General features: G+C 38.9%; 15 protein-coding genes. 12 read left to right on the forward strand and 3 right to left on the reverse strand.

Translation table 11 applies throughout. The features are described from left to right. The first annotated feature begins 59 nt into the window (after positions 1-59). From TY16_RS10500 to TY16_RS10540, 8 genes are all read left to right on the forward strand, one after another. The gene (locus TY16_RS10500; protein ID WP_197028380.1) at positions 60-917 is read left to right on the forward strand and encodes an alpha/beta fold hydrolase; all 858 of its coding nucleotides are present in this window, start codon (positions 60-62) and stop codon (positions 915-917) included. 75 nt (positions 918-992) lie between these two features. Continuing rightward, positions 993-1697, forward strand: a complete 705-nt coding sequence (locus tag TY16_RS10505; protein ID WP_043931859.1) for a DinB family protein — start codon at positions 993-995, stop codon at positions 1695-1697. Positions 1698-1752: 55 nt separating this feature from the next. Beyond that, on the forward strand, positions 1753-2202 hold the full coding sequence (locus TY16_RS10510) for an NUDIX hydrolase (RefSeq protein WP_043931861.1): 450 nt from the start codon (positions 1753-1755) through the stop codon (positions 2200-2202). A 486-nt stretch (positions 2203-2688) separates the two neighbouring features. After that, positions 2689-3099, forward strand: coding sequence for a hypothetical protein (locus tag TY16_RS10520; RefSeq protein ID WP_155922209.1), 411 nt, complete (start codon positions 2689-2691; stop codon positions 3097-3099). Between the two features lie 5 nt (positions 3100-3104). Beyond that, the gene (locus TY16_RS10525) at positions 3105-3491 is read left to right on the forward strand and encodes a VOC family protein (RefSeq protein WP_043931864.1); all 387 of its coding nucleotides are present in this window, start codon (positions 3105-3107) and stop codon (positions 3489-3491) included. A gap of 391 nt (positions 3492-3882) precedes the next feature. Next, on the forward strand, positions 3883-5337 hold the full coding sequence (locus TY16_RS10530) for a GMC oxidoreductase (RefSeq protein WP_043931865.1): 1455 nt from the start codon (positions 3883-3885) through the stop codon (positions 5335-5337). 414 nt (positions 5338-5751) lie between these two features. After that, the gene (locus TY16_RS10535; RefSeq protein ID WP_043931867.1) at positions 5752-6099 is read left to right on the forward strand and encodes a VOC family protein; all 348 of its coding nucleotides are present in this window, start codon (positions 5752-5754) and stop codon (positions 6097-6099) included. Positions 6100-6226: 127 nt separating this feature from the next. Then, positions 6227-7441, forward strand: coding sequence for a UTP--glucose-1-phosphate uridylyltransferase (locus TY16_RS10540; RefSeq protein ID WP_043931868.1), 1215 nt, complete (start codon positions 6227-6229; stop codon positions 7439-7441). Positions 7442-7558: 117 nt separating this feature from the next. On the opposite strand, the gene TY16_RS10545 is transcribed toward TY16_RS10540, so the two are convergent. Beyond that, positions 7559-7990, reverse strand: a complete 432-nt coding sequence (locus tag TY16_RS10545) for a hypothetical protein (protein ID WP_043931869.1) — start codon at positions 7988-7990, stop codon at positions 7559-7561. A 685-nt stretch (positions 7991-8675) separates the two neighbouring features. On the opposite strand from TY16_RS10545, the gene TY16_RS10550 reads away from it, so the two are divergent. Further along, positions 8676-9869, forward strand: a complete 1194-nt coding sequence (locus TY16_RS10550) for a hypothetical protein (RefSeq protein WP_043931870.1) — start codon at positions 8676-8678, stop codon at positions 9867-9869. Between the two features lie 221 nt (positions 9870-10090). Here TY16_RS10550 and TY16_RS10555 read toward each other — a convergent pair whose 3' ends face one another. Together TY16_RS10555 and TY16_RS10560 are read right to left on the reverse strand one after the other, a co-directional pair. Beyond that, positions 10091-10720 (reverse strand): cupin domain-containing protein, encoded by a 630-nt coding sequence (locus tag TY16_RS10555; protein WP_043931871.1) that lies wholly within the window; start codon positions 10718-10720, stop codon positions 10091-10093. Between the two features lie 235 nt (positions 10721-10955). Then, positions 10956-11384 (reverse strand): hypothetical protein, encoded by a 429-nt coding sequence (locus TY16_RS10560; RefSeq protein ID WP_043931872.1) that lies wholly within the window; start codon positions 11382-11384, stop codon positions 10956-10958. Between the two features lie 192 nt (positions 11385-11576). On the opposite strand from TY16_RS10560, the gene TY16_RS10565 reads away from it, so the two are divergent. The 3 genes from TY16_RS10565 to TY16_RS25190 all read left to right on the forward strand — a co-directional run bounded on the left by TY16_RS10565 (position 11577) and on the right by TY16_RS25190 (position 17302). Beyond that, positions 11577-13232 carry an AMP-binding protein gene (locus tag TY16_RS10565; RefSeq protein ID WP_043931873.1) on the forward strand — a complete coding sequence of 552 codons (1656 nt, stop codon included), beginning with the start codon at positions 11577-11579 and terminating at the stop codon, positions 13230-13232. Positions 13233-13328: 96 nt separating this feature from the next. Further along, a complete protein-coding gene (locus TY16_RS10570; RefSeq protein WP_043931874.1) occupies positions 13329-13742 on the forward strand; it encodes a S41 family peptidase in 414 nt (137 codons plus the stop codon). A 410-nt stretch (positions 13743-14152) separates the two neighbouring features. Continuing rightward, complete coding sequence (locus TY16_RS25190) at positions 14153-17302, forward strand: FIMAH domain-containing protein (protein WP_052342676.1); 3150 nt, start codon at positions 14153-14155, stop codon at positions 17300-17302. Positions 17303-17348 lie beyond the last annotated feature (46 nt).

Genomic DNA, 17348 nt, shown 5'->3' on the forward strand with positions numbered 1-17348 from the left:
CTATCGCTAGAAACACGTTAGGTATTATGGGATTTCCCTTAACACTTTGGAATTTAACCATGGATAGAAAAAACAAAGTTAATCCGCTGGGACAGATAATTAAAACCAGTAAGTCAGAGGTACACGCAATTGTGACTGGGGAAGGACCTATCACTGTCATACTGGAAGCAGGATATAGTTCCATTTCGATTGATTGGTGTTATATTCAGCCCGAAATTTCCAAGGTTGCCCGTGTCATATCATACGATCGAGGGAACTACGGGTGGAGTAAGACGAAGAGAAAAACGATGACTTCATTAGATAGTGTTGAGGAAATAAGGGATATCCTTAGTCACCTCAATATAAAACCACCTTATATACTAGTCGGTCATTCTTTTGGAGGCCTCTCAATGAGACTGTTTGCCAGTATGTACCCTGATGAGGTCATCGGCCTGGTTTTGGAAGATGCTGCACACGAGAATCAATATGTTCTTTCCCAGGAGAATAGGAAACGAATTAAGAATTTTAGAAGGCTTTTGACAGCTGGATATGTTACCTCATTAGTAGGTATACCGAGAATGTTTAAGCAGAGGATAGGCAGAAAGTTTCTTGCAACGGAATACGATGAGTCACTAAACTATATCGGATATACACTTGGTGCATATAAATCAGCATACCAGGAGTATGTGGACAGCGTAACATCAGCTTTACAACTGGTTAAATCCAAACAATTGCGAAAGGATTTGCCTGTTGTAGTAATCAGTGCAATAAAACAAACTGAAGGTTGGAAGAAAAATCAGTTACTCTTTACCGATTTAACAAACAATACCGAGCATATTGAAGCGGATACTGGCCACTCAGTACATTTAGAAAACCCTAAGATTGTAATAGATAGTATTCTAAAATTAATTAATCAACATGTCCAAACGGGAAAATAAAGGGTTGCTAGAGAGACGTGTTAGTTAAAGTTCCTTCGTATATTACATAATACAATTTAGGAGCGAATCATTTTTATGGATATGAAACAACGTAAGGTATGGAATGAAAATCATAAGAAACTAAAAGATATAATTTTAAAACCAGAAGTACATTCACAGGCAGTTCAATTAATCCTTTCCCAGCATTCTTTGCTGCATTCTACTTCAACAATTGGTAAAGCGACTCATCTAACACTGGAAGATGCATTGTTGGAAAATCTTAATGAAGCAACTTTTAGGCAATATCCCGTCCAAAATCCCGATACTAGAAATTCAATTGTGTGGCACTTATGGCACATTTCCCGAATAGAGGATATGACAATGAATATTTTAGTAGCTGATGAGCAACAGGTTCTTAATACTACTGATTGGCTTAATAAAATGGATATTCCATTTGCTCATTCAGGAAATGATATGAGTGAAAGTGAGATCGCTGAATTAAGTTCCAAAATTAATATTGATTCATTACTGGCATATAGAGCATCGGTGGGCAGACGAACCCAAGAAGTTATTACTGCCATGAAAGCAGGACAATTTAAGATGGAAGTTGAAGAGTGCAGAATTAAACGGCTATTTGATGAAAACGCAGTAATGGAGAATTCAAGGTGGTTAGCGGAATATTGGGGCAAAAAAACTATTGCTGGATTAATTTTGATGCCAGCAACAAGACATATTTTCCTACATTTAAATAAATGTCTCCGTATTAAGGCTAAACTCTCAAAGCGAATTAAAATTCATTAATAAAAGGAAGTAGTCTAGGAAGTTAACGCTAGACTAAAAGGTGCAGGAGAACAATATGAGTCAAAATGGAATGGTCTTAGTGGCCAGCGTATCTATTATTAAGGATAATATGGTTTTAATGATTAAAGAAAATAAACCAACTGCACTCCATAAGTGGAATTTCCCTTCAGGAAGAATCGAACAAGGTGAAGATATTTTAGATGCAGCTTGCAGGGAAGTAAAAGAAGAAACCGGATACGATGTAAGGCTTATAAATTCAACTGGAGTTTACAATTTTACAAGCAGCACGGGCGACCAAGTTATTCTGTTTCATTTCATAGGTGAAATAATCGGCGGAGAGCTAAATTTACATGAAGACGAAATTGCAGATAGTAGATGGATCCGTTTATCAGAAACCTTACATCTAAATGATGTAGAACTTCGTGATCCAGTTGTTTTACGGAACATTATTGACTCAATAGTAAGCCAGCAATTTTATTCCATCGATATATATAAAAATACCTAGGACAGCTATTTTATTTTTCAAAAAGGAGGAGTCTAAAGTTCGTACATTATCATCTGAAAATTTCCAGCTAGCTCGAAGTTATCTAATGAATTACGGAAGGGACTTAGAACAGGAATTATTTCGTTTTCATTTTGAAAATGGCAATCCGCAACATGTATATTGCAGCAGTACCAAGGTGAAAATGGCGGATTTAGGAATATGGGAGAAGGTCATCCTGTAATTTCAAATGGGATGGATACCAGCATGGCTTTTCAGTATCTTAGTGAAGTTGGTGCTTCTCCAGACGACGAGGTAGTGCAAAAAGGCATTAAATACATAATGGACTCTTATGATCACGAATTAAAATGTTGGCACTCGAGACCTAACCAAAGAAGCAAGGGTTGGACCGATAATCCTTGTGCTGAATTGGTTGGTTATCTTTATGAGTATCGCTAATTAGTTCCAGACGATTTTCTAAAGAATGTTACTGAAAATGCCATAGCTAATATGAGTACGATTCACACTTCAAATGAACCAATGCAATTTTACTTTTTGGAAGCGCTCAGTTTACTTCGTTTGGCAGTAAGAACAGATGAACCATACGAGTCTATTATTTTAAAACAATTAAAAAAAGATATTAATGAAATCATAGAAATTGATTCCGATAAATGGGCAACTACTTATTGCGCAAAACCGTTTTTCTTTGCTCATTCACCTGAAAGTCCATTGTATTTGCCAATTAAAGAGTTTGTTATCAAAAGTTTGGAAAATGAAATTAAAACCCAAGCAGAGGATGGGCATTTTATTTTAAATTGGAATTGTGATGAAGATGCGGCTAGAGCTTGGAAAAGTATATGGACAATGGATGTTTTAAGGGCTTTGCACCATCACGGTTTGATCGATGCCAAAAAGGAGTAGATGAAATGAAAGCACAAATAAACCTTATAACAATAGTTACTGATGACATGGCAGGAATGACTAATTTTTATCGCGATGTTTTATGCTTTACTGTCCAAAGCGAAGCTCCGAGTTATGTTGAATTCAATAACGAGGGGGTAAGATTTTCTATTTGTTCCAGGGGAATTATGTATGATATCACTGACGGACACAGTTCCTTTAAGGAGGGAAAGAAGGGCCAGTCTTTTGAATTGGCTTTCCCTTGTGAAACGCCAGAGGAAGTGGAGCGATCCTATAGAGAAATTATAGAAAAGGGAGCTACCCCGATTAAAGAACCATCAGAAATGCCATGGGGCCAAACAACTGCTTTTTTTGCAGATCCTGATGGGAACATCCATGAAATCTTTTGTTAAAAAGAAGGACTTTACCTTGGTTTAGCCCGTACGAGTTGGTCAAGGTAAAATTGAATTCGCTGTAATTCGTTATTCATCATTTTCCTTTGCCACAAAGTTTGGTAATAACAATTTGGCTGTATTTTCGCTGCAACATATGCAGATTTATATTTATCAGGTTCTGCCGTAACCTGAAGAATTGGTGACGGCTATATTTTCGTTTCATCCCGCCATGAAGAAACATTGTAGATTTTGGAAAAAACTGTTGAAAAAGTAATAATTGAAATCCAAAAGAGTTGGCAGATCTCCAATAAAGTTAGACTTCAACCTGAAACCTGTCTTAGACATAATAGACAAGTAATCCGTCATAAAATGAACGGATAAATATCCATGGTTGAAGGCGGGTGTTCCTATGGTTATAAGATACAAGAATAATTGGATTAATACGAAACCCATTTCCGAATTAGCAAAAACAGAATACGATGTGGTCATTGTAGGAAGTGGTCCTGGAGGAGGTGCTGTTTTACAAAGACTTTGTCAGTTGTGGAAACAGCAAGGCGCAAAAAAGATTGCTATTCTTGAAAAGGGGGGTAAATTATTTCATTCGCACGCACAAAATATCCCTACACAAAATGTAAATACATCACGGGATGTACTTCTTGCTAATAATTCCACTCCGCTTGGTCAGCGCTTACCTCAATTTTCTGGAGCCACCATGGTTTATGCTCTGGGTGGAAGGTCGCTGTTTTGGAATGCGGCAACACCTAGGCCAATTGAAGAAGAGCTAAGAAACTGGCCGATTAACCGCAGGGAACTTGATGTTTACTATCGAATGGCTGAGAATTTATTACATGTCACAACAGATTGGGCAAAAGGTTCATCTTTGCAGGACCAGATGTTAATGAGGCTTCATTCTGGAGGTGTTTTGGAAGCCCAAAATATGCCGCTTGCTCTTGATTTGTTACCTTCCAGGCAAGGAGAAGTTCATTCAAATCCTTGGTACAGTTCGATAAATTCATTGGCAGCGGCCCAGTTAGACCGACCATATGATCTCGCTGTAGATGCTTTTGTCCATAAAGTTAATACGACTGATAATGGAAAACGAGCATCTGGTGTGCAGGTAATTGATACGAATACGAAAACAAATTATACGATTAGGGCAAAGAATGTAGTAATATCAGCAAGCACCTTAGAAACCCCACGTATCTTATTAAATTCTGGTATTCAGGGACAAGCGATAGGACGTTATTTAACAGGACACGTGTCCATGATTGCAATTGGTACAGTCAGTCGAGGGCAGTTTTCTGATCGACTCGGAAATTTATCGATTTTAAAATTCGAAACTGAAGAAGATCCTTTTCAAATCCAGATTCTAGGACCAGACCAATATTGGTCTTACCAACAATTTGAAGATAAAGAGTTGAAAAATGAGTTGATGGTTGTTTTTGCAGCTTTTGGAAGAGTAGAATCCAGACCAGAAAATCGGGTATATCTTGAGTCTAGGCAAGATGAGTATGGAGTACCATTACAACAGGTTCAATACTCTTTAAGTGAAAAAGACCGTCAAACAGCCCAAAAAGTTGAACGAGGGATAAGAGAATCAGCGAGAGCGATGGGAGTCACTTTAGATGAGTCTACTTTAGTTCTCCGTCCACCAGGGGCGGATATGCATGAGTCGTGCACATGTAGAATGGGGCCAAATCCGAATACTTCAGCGACTGATCGTAATGGGCAAATTCATGGCGTTAAGGGTCTATATGTGGCAGATAATAGCGCGCTTCCAACCTTAACCGCAGCAGGACCGGTGCTTTCTAACACTGCTTTAGCGATTCGAGTCGCTGACAATATTGTGCGTCAGCCAAGCTAGAATAATATAGAATAATTAGGGATGGTTCTCGTGCTTCAGACGAAACACGAGAACCATCCCTTTGTATTACTTCTGGAAATAATCTGCCTAATCTAAAAAATGTGAATAGAAGAGATATGTTTAATCTCCCTGTTGAGTCAACCACATTCTCGGATTTAAGAAAATGGACCATAATCTCGAAGAATAGCACTGATTAACCTCACTGAAAACTGCCATCATGACATAATTTTTCACTGAATGACAAATAGTGTATCAAGTAATAACCGACATTTTTCTCTACCAAACTCTTAAGCTAGGACCTATTTTTGAGAACTTATATTTAATAAAAGGATTTCTAGTTATGGTGTAATATAGGTAAGGATGTAAGAAGAAATAAAACCCTGTTGAATTAAAGAAGGGAGCGAGATTATTAAAATGATAAAAGGTTTCGGGGGCATATTTTGGAGGGCTGCAAATCTGGAAGCTACTAAAAAGTGGTACAGTGACGTGTTGAAGGTTGAAATAAATAATTGGAATGGGACTATAATTAAACAACACACAGAAAATGAAACAATTTTTTCTTTTTTTGCTGAAAACGACCCTTACTTCCCAACAGAACAGCAAGTGATGTTAAATTTCGAAGTTTATAATATAGACGAGACTATTAGTCATCTTGAGCAAATCGGTGTACCTCTTGTAAAGGAAAAAGAGGTTAGTGAATTTGGCAAGTTCATTTGGATTAAAGACCCGGATGGCAGACTGGTCGAGCTATGGGAAAAATAACTTTTTAATAATATTAAGTGGATTAAACGGGTACAAAGTACAAGGAGTTGTAGTTGCAACTCCTTTTTTTGTTACACTAAGTGTGCAGGTTAAAGAAAAATCTTTATAAAATGGAGAGGTTTTTATAATGAATCGTTTTTCAAAGTTACAAGAAACATTGAAACAATTTAATCAGTCCCACCTTCTAAACTTTTGGGATGAACTTTCGGATGCTGAACAGGATCAACTGTTGGACGACATAGAGAAGGTCAACTTAACGGAAATCAGCTTAGCAACTGAAAAACTGACTTCTGCTGACAATCCAGAAAGAAAGAGTATCGAACCTGTTCCATACGAAGTATTAGAGAAACTCCCGGAGATAAAGAAACAAGAGTATGAACAAAACGGTTTGGAATTGATCAAAAAAGGAAAGGTAGCGGCTGTTCTCCTTGCAGGAGGACAAGGAACCAGACTTGGACATGATGGACCAAAAGGAACGTATGACATTGGGCTGCCCGGCCATGAATCTTTATTCGAACTTCAGGCAAAACGCTTGCTTCAGCTCTACAAACAAACGGATAATATGATCCCTTGGTATATCATGACAAGCCCCATTAATGATGAGGAAACGAAGGATTTCTTTCATCAGCACAATTACTTTGGATACAATCCAGAGCTCATCAGCTTTTTCATTCAGCCCACAGCACCCACATTAACGCCGGATGGCAAATTGATGTTAAAAACAAAGTCGAGTCTTTCTTTATCGCCGAACGGAAACGGCGGAGTATTTTCGGCTCTGAAATCGAGCGGTGCACTTGGGGACATGGAGAAGCGGGGAGTAAAGTGGATCTTTATGTATAATGTTGACAATGCGATTATAAAAATTGCCGATCCGCTATTTGTCGGCTTTGCCGATGAAAAAGATTCTCCTATAGCCAGTAAATCAGCGGCCAAACGGAACCCGCAAGAGAAAGTAGGAGTATTCTGTCTGATGGACGGAAAACCGTCTGTCATTGAATACTCGGAAATGACCAAAGAGGAAAGTGAAGATCCGGATATGACGAATGCTCATATAAGCATTCATTTATTCAAGCTGGATTTTGTCAAAGAAATAGCGGACAAATCCCTTCCATATCATTTTGCACATAAATCCATACCGACCGTGGATGCCATTGGTAAAGAAATAAAACCAGCAGAACCAAATGGCTACAAACTGGAGCAATTTTATTTCGATTTGTTTCCTGAAGCTGAATCGATTGCCGTCCTGCAGGTCCCAAGAGAAAAGGAATTTGCGCCTGTGAAAAATAAAAGCGGGGAAGACAGCCCTGAATCGGCAAGAAGGATGATTTTACTAAACGAATAATCAAAGTTGTTGATTTTAAAATAACTAAGGCAGCGAATATTAAGCAAGCAAGAAGGGCGAGTTAATCCAGGAAGGATTAATCGCCCTTTCTGTTGAAAAACATTTTTTATCCAATAATCATTTATTTTCGTCAGATTTGATTTCCCGTTCCAACTCCTGAATGAATTGATAATCCAAAGGAGGATTTACTACTTGGTAAATTCGGGTGGATGCGACTACATCCCGTTCAAAAGTAAAAATCTCCAAATTTCCATCTTCATATACGAGGTAAAGTGTAAACTGTTCACTTGGATGATCAGAGCTCCAACCATGTTTATTCGTTAGTTTTACACGATATTGATTAAGGTAGACGAAGAGTTTATTCATTGTTTCTTCATCTGCTATTTTAGGTTTAATTTCTTCATAAAATTTATTTTGAGGAACAATATAAATTTTCTCTACACGGTCTATATCCATTACATCAACTAAATTTTGTTCGCGATAAATATAAAGAAAAAGGGAAGTACCGACAAAAATAATTGATAAAGAAAAATATAGATATTTCTTCATGGCTATACCACTCCCGACTCCCGCATTATTCCTTGGCCAATAAACTACAGCGTGGGCAAAATTTAGGTTTTTCTATTTCTATTTAGTATTAAAAAAAGAAATGCCATAATTAAAATTTGGATTACTGTACCCCAGTTTGTTTCCCAGGTTAAACCCTTCCATTCATTTAGAAAAAAAGCCTGGAATAATACGCAGAACAAGAATTGCCATAAGGGGCAATTTTATCTATTTTAGAAAGTGATCATCATACGTTTCTCTCTACGTTCAAAAATTGTACTTTCTTTCTTCAACCCTTCCATAGTTGAATGATTTCACTTAAATTTTAACATAAATAACCAATATAAAAATGGAATTGTTCACTTATATAAAGAGTTATTGTCCATTAATACAACAACTTCTAAGGATCCTGAGCTAAAAACTGCAAGACGGTGAAAATGACAATGAAGAAGGACCTCAGTTTTAACGTCACGCCAATTAACAGTCTAATAGACCCTTGGGTGGTAAAGCATACTGATGGGTACTATTACTACACCTAAACAACAGGCGGCAGCATCACAATTTGGATATCTATTAGTCTCTCTGACATAGCCTATTATTCTGGGAATTCCTTTAAAAAAACTATTTCGTTTTTGGTTTCCATAGGGTAATCTTATATTCGTTGGAAATTTACATAAGGGGATAGTGTATGAACCAGGAATGGATAAGAACACAAACGGAATCAACGCATCATAAGATGGCAATCTATTTATTGCCTTTAGTTGTTTTTCTTGGATATTTTAATCCAATTTTATATGGTATTGGTATCTTGGCATTTTTTCTAATAACGTCCTTTAAGATGTTAAAATCGATGTTGTTTTGGATGTTAATACTCGGGGTCATTTCTTTCGCTCTGCCTTTTTTGGCACCGATAATTTTTATCGTGATGATCGTTTTGTTTTTCATGAGAATAGGTTATGTTATCGAAAACTGGAGGCCGTTTGTCTCTGGCCTTATCTTATATGGAATATTAGCTGCATCACTGGCTCGTTCTGCCTATTTACATTCGTATTATTACAGCAATCCAGTCGTAGAAGCCGCTGTGGTAAGTATACTAGGATTTATTGGCCTTCGGTTCCTTCTGCGCTGGCTTTATCAATATAATTATACAAGCTATGCAGCGCTTGGAATCATGGGAAGCGTCCCAGTCATTATTATTGCGTTTGTTTTACCCTTTTTAAAACTTCATGTAGGCGGCGACTTTTTCGCTGCTGAAACAAGCGTTGATACTACAGTGGAAACAAAGCCGGTTGGCGGTGAAGCTTATACTGAAACAAAGCTAACAACTGGGGAGCCAATTTCAACCAGGGCTGCGATTCCCTCTGATCAGCCTTTTGTGAAGGTAACGGATCACGTCCGTTCTGCACCTGATGCGACCCTTACCAATAATTTAAGCTATCATGGCTCTGATTCCACTTCAGCAAGTGGTGAAATCGTTCATGTAAAGGAACATTTGCGAACAACCGCAAGCGGGGAAGTTGTCATGGTAAAAGAACATTTCCGGACAGCATCAGATGGGATTATTTCAAATAACATGTCATATGAAGGACCTGGTAGTTCTGCATCAACTGGAGAGCTGGTTCATGTTCAGGAACATTTGCGAACAACACCTAACGGGGAACTCATAAAGGTCAATGAACATCTGAGAACAGTTCCTGATGGTGATCCAACCAACAATTTTTCTTTTAAAAATCAAACTTTCAACGAGGTTGCCGTATCGAAAGAACCGCTCATAAATGAACCCTCACCTAGAGGAATCGTTGAACCAACACCAGGTACTATTGCAGCACAAGCCGCTGTCGACAAATTGCTGAAAGAGTTGAAGAAGAAGGAAGAAAATTAAGGGGAAGAGGCTATCACCTCAGACCCCGAGCATTCAACGGGCGGAGAGACCTTCGGTACGCACGAAAAAAACAACACATTGAGGATGTTTTCTGAAAACGACATAAGAAATGACGTGTGATTGCACACGTCATTTTTCCTGCTTTTTTGGTTTTAGCACATGAAATACGTTCTGGAATATCAATCAAAGCCCTACCCGATAATAAAACTGTAACAGTTCTTTCAATATCTATAATGAGAATAATTATGGTAGCGCTGGTATGGTGGGTATTGCTGCTGTAAATTGTGGTTTTGATTTGGTGGATAATTAAACAGTTGATTCCTATTACAGTCCTTGTATGGTCCTATATAAGTGCTTGGTTTTATCGGTTCAGTTACGTTTTTCCATTGATCTTCATTAAGACAATAAGTATGAGCCATAATATGTGAAGGGGTAAATTTTAAAATGTCAGAACCTAATATGACTTCTGGATTCGGTGCATCAAAAATTGCTAGAAGATGAGTATTATCAACAGTAGCAACTTCATAATGCCACCATCCCTTTGCATTTGCTACTTGACCAGGTGTAATTGGAAAATTTAGCAACTGTTTTGTGAATGGGTTTAGTATCGATACAGTAGCAGCTCCAGAAATACAATAAACTAATTGAGCGGCGTTTTGGTGATAATGTGGTTCTATTACATTACCTACACTAAGAAAGATGTCAAGAAGTGATGTATTTTCCAATGTATTCAATTGTTTTTTACCTAACACATTAATTAAGTTTTGATTATCTTTAACAAACAAATGGCTTTTATTTACATCAAACGTGTACTGTGTTGATGGAGAGGTATACTCAATATCTGTGTTCATAAGTCATATTTGCCTCCTTTGTCATTATGGGCAAGATATGAGGTTTTAATAAAATTGTGATTAATGAGATTTAGGACCATTTCAAAACTATAATGGAATAGGCTTTCTTGAAAATGGTGCTTTGATCATAGAATTATTAAGAGCTAATATAAACACCAAAACTTCGATTGTTATTGAGTTGACACAAAACTAATGAACAGGTTTAATCACAAAAAGATAAGCTGCACCTGCTCTTTTAATTCTCCATAAAAATATCCTCTAGCTTTAGGGCATTTTCTTTGTCTAAAGTTCCGACAGCATTCTTTTCTCTGTCAACAATTGACGCTGACCCACCCGGATAAAACAAGATAAAATATTCATATAACCTTTCTGGCATATCTTTTTCATTGGCGATGAATAAAGTAACTTTGAAGTTTTCTTTTCTCATCATCCCTACCTTCACATTTTGTTCCCAATGAATTCTTCCGATCACTTCTCTAATGGTTTTAAGCTGTTCTTCTTGCATGATGATGGTTTCTTGAGATTTTTGTTCCTCTGTGAACTTTTCGACATCGACTCTAGTTAGTTTGTCCAAATCATACTCCAGGTTCCCCTTGTTAGAGCACCCAATTAGCGTTAAAAGAAAGATGGCAAAAATAATCGACTTTATTCGTATTTTTTTCATTCGTCAGCCCCCAAACTTTTCTTAGTTTAACCTATTCGGCAATAACCAATAAAACCTTTTTAAAATGTAAATGAATTACCAATTTTTTGATTGAAAATGGAAATGTTAGAAAATTCGTACTATAATAAATGACAGCGATTACATATTATACAACTTCCGGTTTTAACAAATGCATAAGGAGGTTTTTTGGGAATGGCAGAAGCAATGAATACTACAGTAGGAAAACTACTCCAGGAAACAGCAGAAAGGCTTCCGAATCAGGATGCTGTCGTCTATCCTGACAGGGGATTGCGCTATACGTACCAACAATTCGAAACACTTTGCCGCGATGCTGCCAAAGGACTGATGAAGCTTGGCATTGAAGCAGGGGAGCATGTAGCCATCTGGTCAACGAACCGTCCAGAATGGGTAACAACTCAATTTGCGACTGGCAAGATGGGGGCGGTCCTTGTCACTGTCAACACCAGCTACCGGACTGCAGAACTCGAGTACCTGCTAAAGCAATCCGATTCCACCACTCTTATCCTTATGGAAAAATTCAAGGATGCTTCCTATATTGAGATGCTTTACGAAATCGTACCAGAACTAAAGACTGCCGAGCCGGGCCGCTTGAAGTCGAAGAAACTCCCTTATTTGAAAAATGTCATTGTCCTTGGCGAGAACCGCTATCCCGGCATGCTGCATTGGGAAGATATCCTTGCCTTGAAGGATGAGGTGTCTGATGAGGAGCTGGACAAGCGGATGGCATCGCTAGACCCTGAGGACCCTATCAATATGCAATACACCTCCGGAACGACCGGATTCCCAAAGGGTGTCATGCTGACCCATAATAATCTCGTCAACAATGGCCTGAATATTGCAGAATGCATGAAGCTGACGGATGAAGACAGGCTTTGCATTCCGGTTCCATTTTTCCATTGCTTCGGCTGCGTCATTGGCACGCTTGCCTGCGTATCCGTTGGTGCAACCATGGTGCCTGTCCAGGAATTTGACCCCAAAAAGGTTCTTGAAGCTGTTGAGAAGGAAAAATGCACAGCGCTGCACGGTGTTCCGACCATGTTCATTGCTGAGTTGAATCATTCTGATTTTGAAAAATATGATTTATCTTCCTTGAGGACTGGCGTAATGGCTGGCTCCAACTGTCCGATTGAAGTCATGAAAGCAGTGATTGAAAAGATGGGGGCAAAAGAGATTACGATATGCTATGGCCAGACTGAAGCGTCCCCGGTAATCACGCAAACCCGGACAGACGACCCGATTGAGCTGAGAGTAGCAACAGTTGGGAAAGCTTTGCCGAATGTCGAAGTCAAAATCATCGATCCGGTAACTAACGAAGAGCTGCCAAATGGCGAGCAGGGTGAACTTTGCACACGTGGCTACCATGTGATGAAAGGCTATTATAAAAATCCCGATGCCACCCGGGAAGCGATTGATAAGGATGGCTGGCTTCATACTGGAGACCTGGCCGTCATGGACGAAAACGGTTACTGCCGAATTACTGGCCGGCTTAAGGACATGATCATTCGGGGCGGTGAAAACATCTATCCGCGCGAAATTGAAGAATTCCTCTATCAGCACCCGGCGGTACTTGACGTACAAATCGTCGGTATCCCGGATGAAAAGTTCGGTAAAGAAGTCATGGCCTGGATCCAATTGAAAGAGGGCCAAACCGCAACCGCTGATGAGATCAGGAATTTCTGCCTTGGTAAAATTGCACGGTTCAAAATCCCGCGTTATATCGAATTCTGTGACTCTTTTCCAACAACCGCATCAGGCAAGATTCAAAAATATAAATTGAGGAAGATGGCAGAAGATGTGGTTTCGTCGAAAAGCGCAACCTTGAAATAGGTGAAAAAATCCTTTAAAGAGAGTGGGGATATTCTAACGGGTTCCGTTACCTATCGCAAACATTAAAACTGCAACGTAAAATGAGTGCCAAATTGTATGCTAATTTGTCACTCATTTTTTATTGATATAAAGCGATTTAAGCAGAAATCACACTGGAATTTGTATATCCTTCCGATACATGAGATTTTTAAGAGTAAAAATGTGGCGCTAATCGATGGAAGCTGTATAAGTGCTTGTGAAACTTATGCGGAGGCTTTTAAGGGTAATCGGCTTGCGACAATGATTGGAGGGCCAACTGCTGGAACAAACGACTCGATCAATCATATAAAACTTCCAGGAAATATGGGCGTCTGGTTTACCGCCATGCAAGCATTGAGTTTAGAAGGGACTCAGCACCATATGATAGGGGTTCAGCCAGATATCATAGTAGAAAGAACGCGAGAGGCAGTACTCGAAGGCAGAGACGAACAACTAGAAGCATCCATCGAATATTTGAGTGAGGAAAATTAGTGGATCACGGGGATTGGTCCCTTGTCTCACCTCCTATAAATGCCTATCTTTTGTGCAGTAAGTTGCTCATTGAAGATAGGCATTTTTTATGTGCAAGAGCATTAAGGATTATCCAATTAGAAGAGTTGTGACTCCAAAGCCAAGCATTCATTTAATAAGTTTGACCTACGTAGGAGACGAGAGAATTGTCCCTTTGGCCTCCCCCTTAGCTATCTCATAAAGACACAATAAAGACAACTTATCGACTTATTATGGACTTGTTACTTAAATTAGATGAACTATATAATTACTTCAAGATTCGGAGTATTCATCTTTGAAAAACCATCAATTCTATTTAAGGGAGGTATGTAAAGTATCATAGAATGAAAGCGCTACCATCCTTGTTTTTAAAAAACGAAGGGAGACATACTATGGGGAAAAAACGTTATCGCAAATTGCTCTCAAGCTTCTTAATTGTCATGTTAATCACTAGTTTTTTTCAATTCAGTGTAAGTGCCGAAACAAATAATGATGAGACTGTGGTTGCAAAGTTGAATGGTCGTGGTTTTAAAGAAGTGCAGAATCTGGGTACTCCTGCTACAGGTGCAGTTGTAACGGATGCCGTATTTGGAAAAGAGAATGGGAGAGATATTGTCTATACAACGGCAAATGGAGGACTATTTAATGTTATTGATGTTAAGAACAATAAGGTTCTCTTTAATGAGCAATTAGGAAAAGTAGGCCAGGTCTGGACTCATATTATTGCTCCGGATGGAACCGTATATATTGCTGGATTAGCAGAAAAGAACGCAGGAGAACTTTGGAGTTATTCACCACAAACAAAATCTGTTAAGAATTTAGGGATTCCGGATCCAAGCCATCAATTCTGGAGCAGCACAACAGATGATCAAGGGAATGTCTATATCGGTACCTACAAGGAAAAAGAAGGTAAAATATTCAAATACGACGTCAATCAGAAAAAATTTATTGACTTGGGAAAAGTGGATGTCGAGGGTGACGCTAGTTATGTGCGATCGTTAACTTACCACGACGGTTACCTCTACGCAGGCTTGGGGGTTACAGGAAGTGTGTATCGAATCAACACTCAGACTTTAGAAAAAGAAAATATCACGAAAAATGCACCTGATATCATTGGGAAAACACTTGTAGAAATGCAATTTGCATATGATATGGAGGTTGCTGGAAACTTCTTATTTGTACGTTTTAGTGGTGTAAGTGCTATCTTGATTTATGATTTAACTGCACAAGAGTGGGAAGATAGAGTAATAGGTGGTATAAAAGGTGATGGTTCTGAGGATGACTTCGGAGCTTTTGGATATTCACAATTAGCTGTGAATGATGGTAAAACATATGTAATTAACGAACGTCATATTTTAGAAGTGGATGTAAACACATTGGAAACAAGGGAAACGGGTATCCGTTATCCTGCAGGATGGCGGGGAAGTGCTTTTGTTGACTTTGGAGAGGACTCCGCAGATTTACGTCTTGTTACGGTAAAAAGGTCCGGAGAAATTATGACAGTGGATTTGGATGCCAATAAAATAATCGATTTACCTTTAGCGATGAATGGGAATTTGCCGTTAGCTTTACATAGTCTTGGACTTGGTCCTGATGGCAACCTCTACATGACTACTTACCCTGGAGGTCCAAAAGGGGCAAGATACAACACGAAAACAGGTGAAATTACCACGTATTCTCAAGGCCAGGCAGAAGGTATGGCTGCTGGTAATGGCTCTGACATGTATTTCGGGATATACTCCGGAGCATCGATTCAAAAGATGAATACAGATACACTAAAAACTGAGACACTTTTCAATTTATATGATGTGTATGAACAAGACCGTCCATATATCATGAAATTTGAGAATGAAAAATTACTAATCGGTACAATTCCATATTATCAAAAATTAGGCGGAACGCTGACAATCTATGACCCTGTTACAGGAGAAAGAGAGACACATAGAAATATTGTCCAAGATCAAAGTATCGTTGGCCTTGCTTATAAGGATGGCAAGATTTACGGGTCTACCACAATCCGTGGAGGGTTGGATATCGAACCAACTGCCAAAAAGGCAAAAATGTTTGTGTGGGATGTGGAAGGCCAAAAGAAAATTACGGAGTTTGAATTAGACTTCTCGGAATTGGATGCGCCTCCAATGATAAGCGGACTGACCTTTGATGAAGATGGTTTATTATGGGGAGCAGTTGATGGGATCTTATTTGCAATGAACCCTGATACGTATGAAATCGTAAAATCTAAGAATTTATATCCAAATATCAAAAATAGAGGGATGTGGAGACCTGTTCATATCCTGTTTGGAGAAGATGGGTTACTATATACGGACATTGGCGGAAAATTAGCAGTAGTAGATCCAAAATCAAAAGATCTCAAACATGTTAGCTTGATTGAGTCGGGACCTGAAGTCTCGTTTATTGAACTCGCATACGATAAGGAAGGCAACCAAAATATTTATTTTATCGACGGTGACTCGCATTATTTAAAAATGATTCCTGTCATTGATGGAGGGAAACTGCCTGTTGTACCTATTTACGAAACGGTTCCTGTACCAGTTGCAAATGCAGGATTTGAAGGAACAGTAGGAGAAAACAATTCTATTCCGGGTTGGTCGTCATTATTTGGTCTTACAAATAATGTTTCGTACGGGATAACCAGCGAAAAGGCTAAAACAGGAAACAATTCAATGAAAATTACCGATAGGGCTCAAAATGAAACAGTGTTTGTCGTATCAAATCCGATTCCGGTTACAGCTGGTGTTGAGTATACAGGTACAGTTGAAATGTATTTAGAGGATGGCAGTGCAAGCTTCTTTATCCGTTATTTTGATGCAGCTGGTAAGCAAGTTGGGAAGGATGTGGATGGTGTCAACATCATTCATGTTAGGGGCGGACATAAACAATGGCAAACGGTACGTGCAACGGTCAAAGCACCTGAAAATGCTGTTTCTGCCAGATTATTTGGAGGGGCTTCTAACTTCTTTACAACAACAGGGGCATATTATGATGACTTCAAATTAACGTATGAAAGAGAAGTTGTAGTAGATAAAGTGACACTCTCCGGAGAAAATACACTACTCCAGGGCGATGAAATAGAAACCAAACTATCAGTCCTTCTTACGAATGGAGATTCAGTCGACCTAGATGAAGTTGATGATGTAGAGTGGATAAATAGTTCACCACAGGTTGCTGCGTTAGAGAACGGAAAAATTACCGGTAAAAATGCAGGAACTACCGAAATTCAAGCAATCGTGACTTATCAAGGTGAAGAATACACATCAAATAAGCTAACCGTGGCAGTTACCGTCACCACAGCTACAGTAGCTAATCAGATTGCAGAGCTTCAAACATCTAAACAAATCGAACATTCACTATCAAATCAACTAACAAACCGTTTAGACCAAGCACAGCATCATTACGATAAAGGCCACTTACTACAAGCAAAAAAACACCTTGAAGACTTTACAAAGCACCTAAATAATAGTAATGCTAACAACGAAATTAAAGCAATGCTCACTAACAACGTAAACGCTATATGGGAATAAGTGGGTCACAGGGACAGGTCCCTTGTCCCACCCCTACAAAAAAGCC

This window comes from Bacillus sp. EB01 (assembly GCF_000613125.1).
Taxonomy (GTDB): domain Bacteria; phylum Bacillota; class Bacilli; order Bacillales; family Cytobacillaceae; genus Bacillus_D.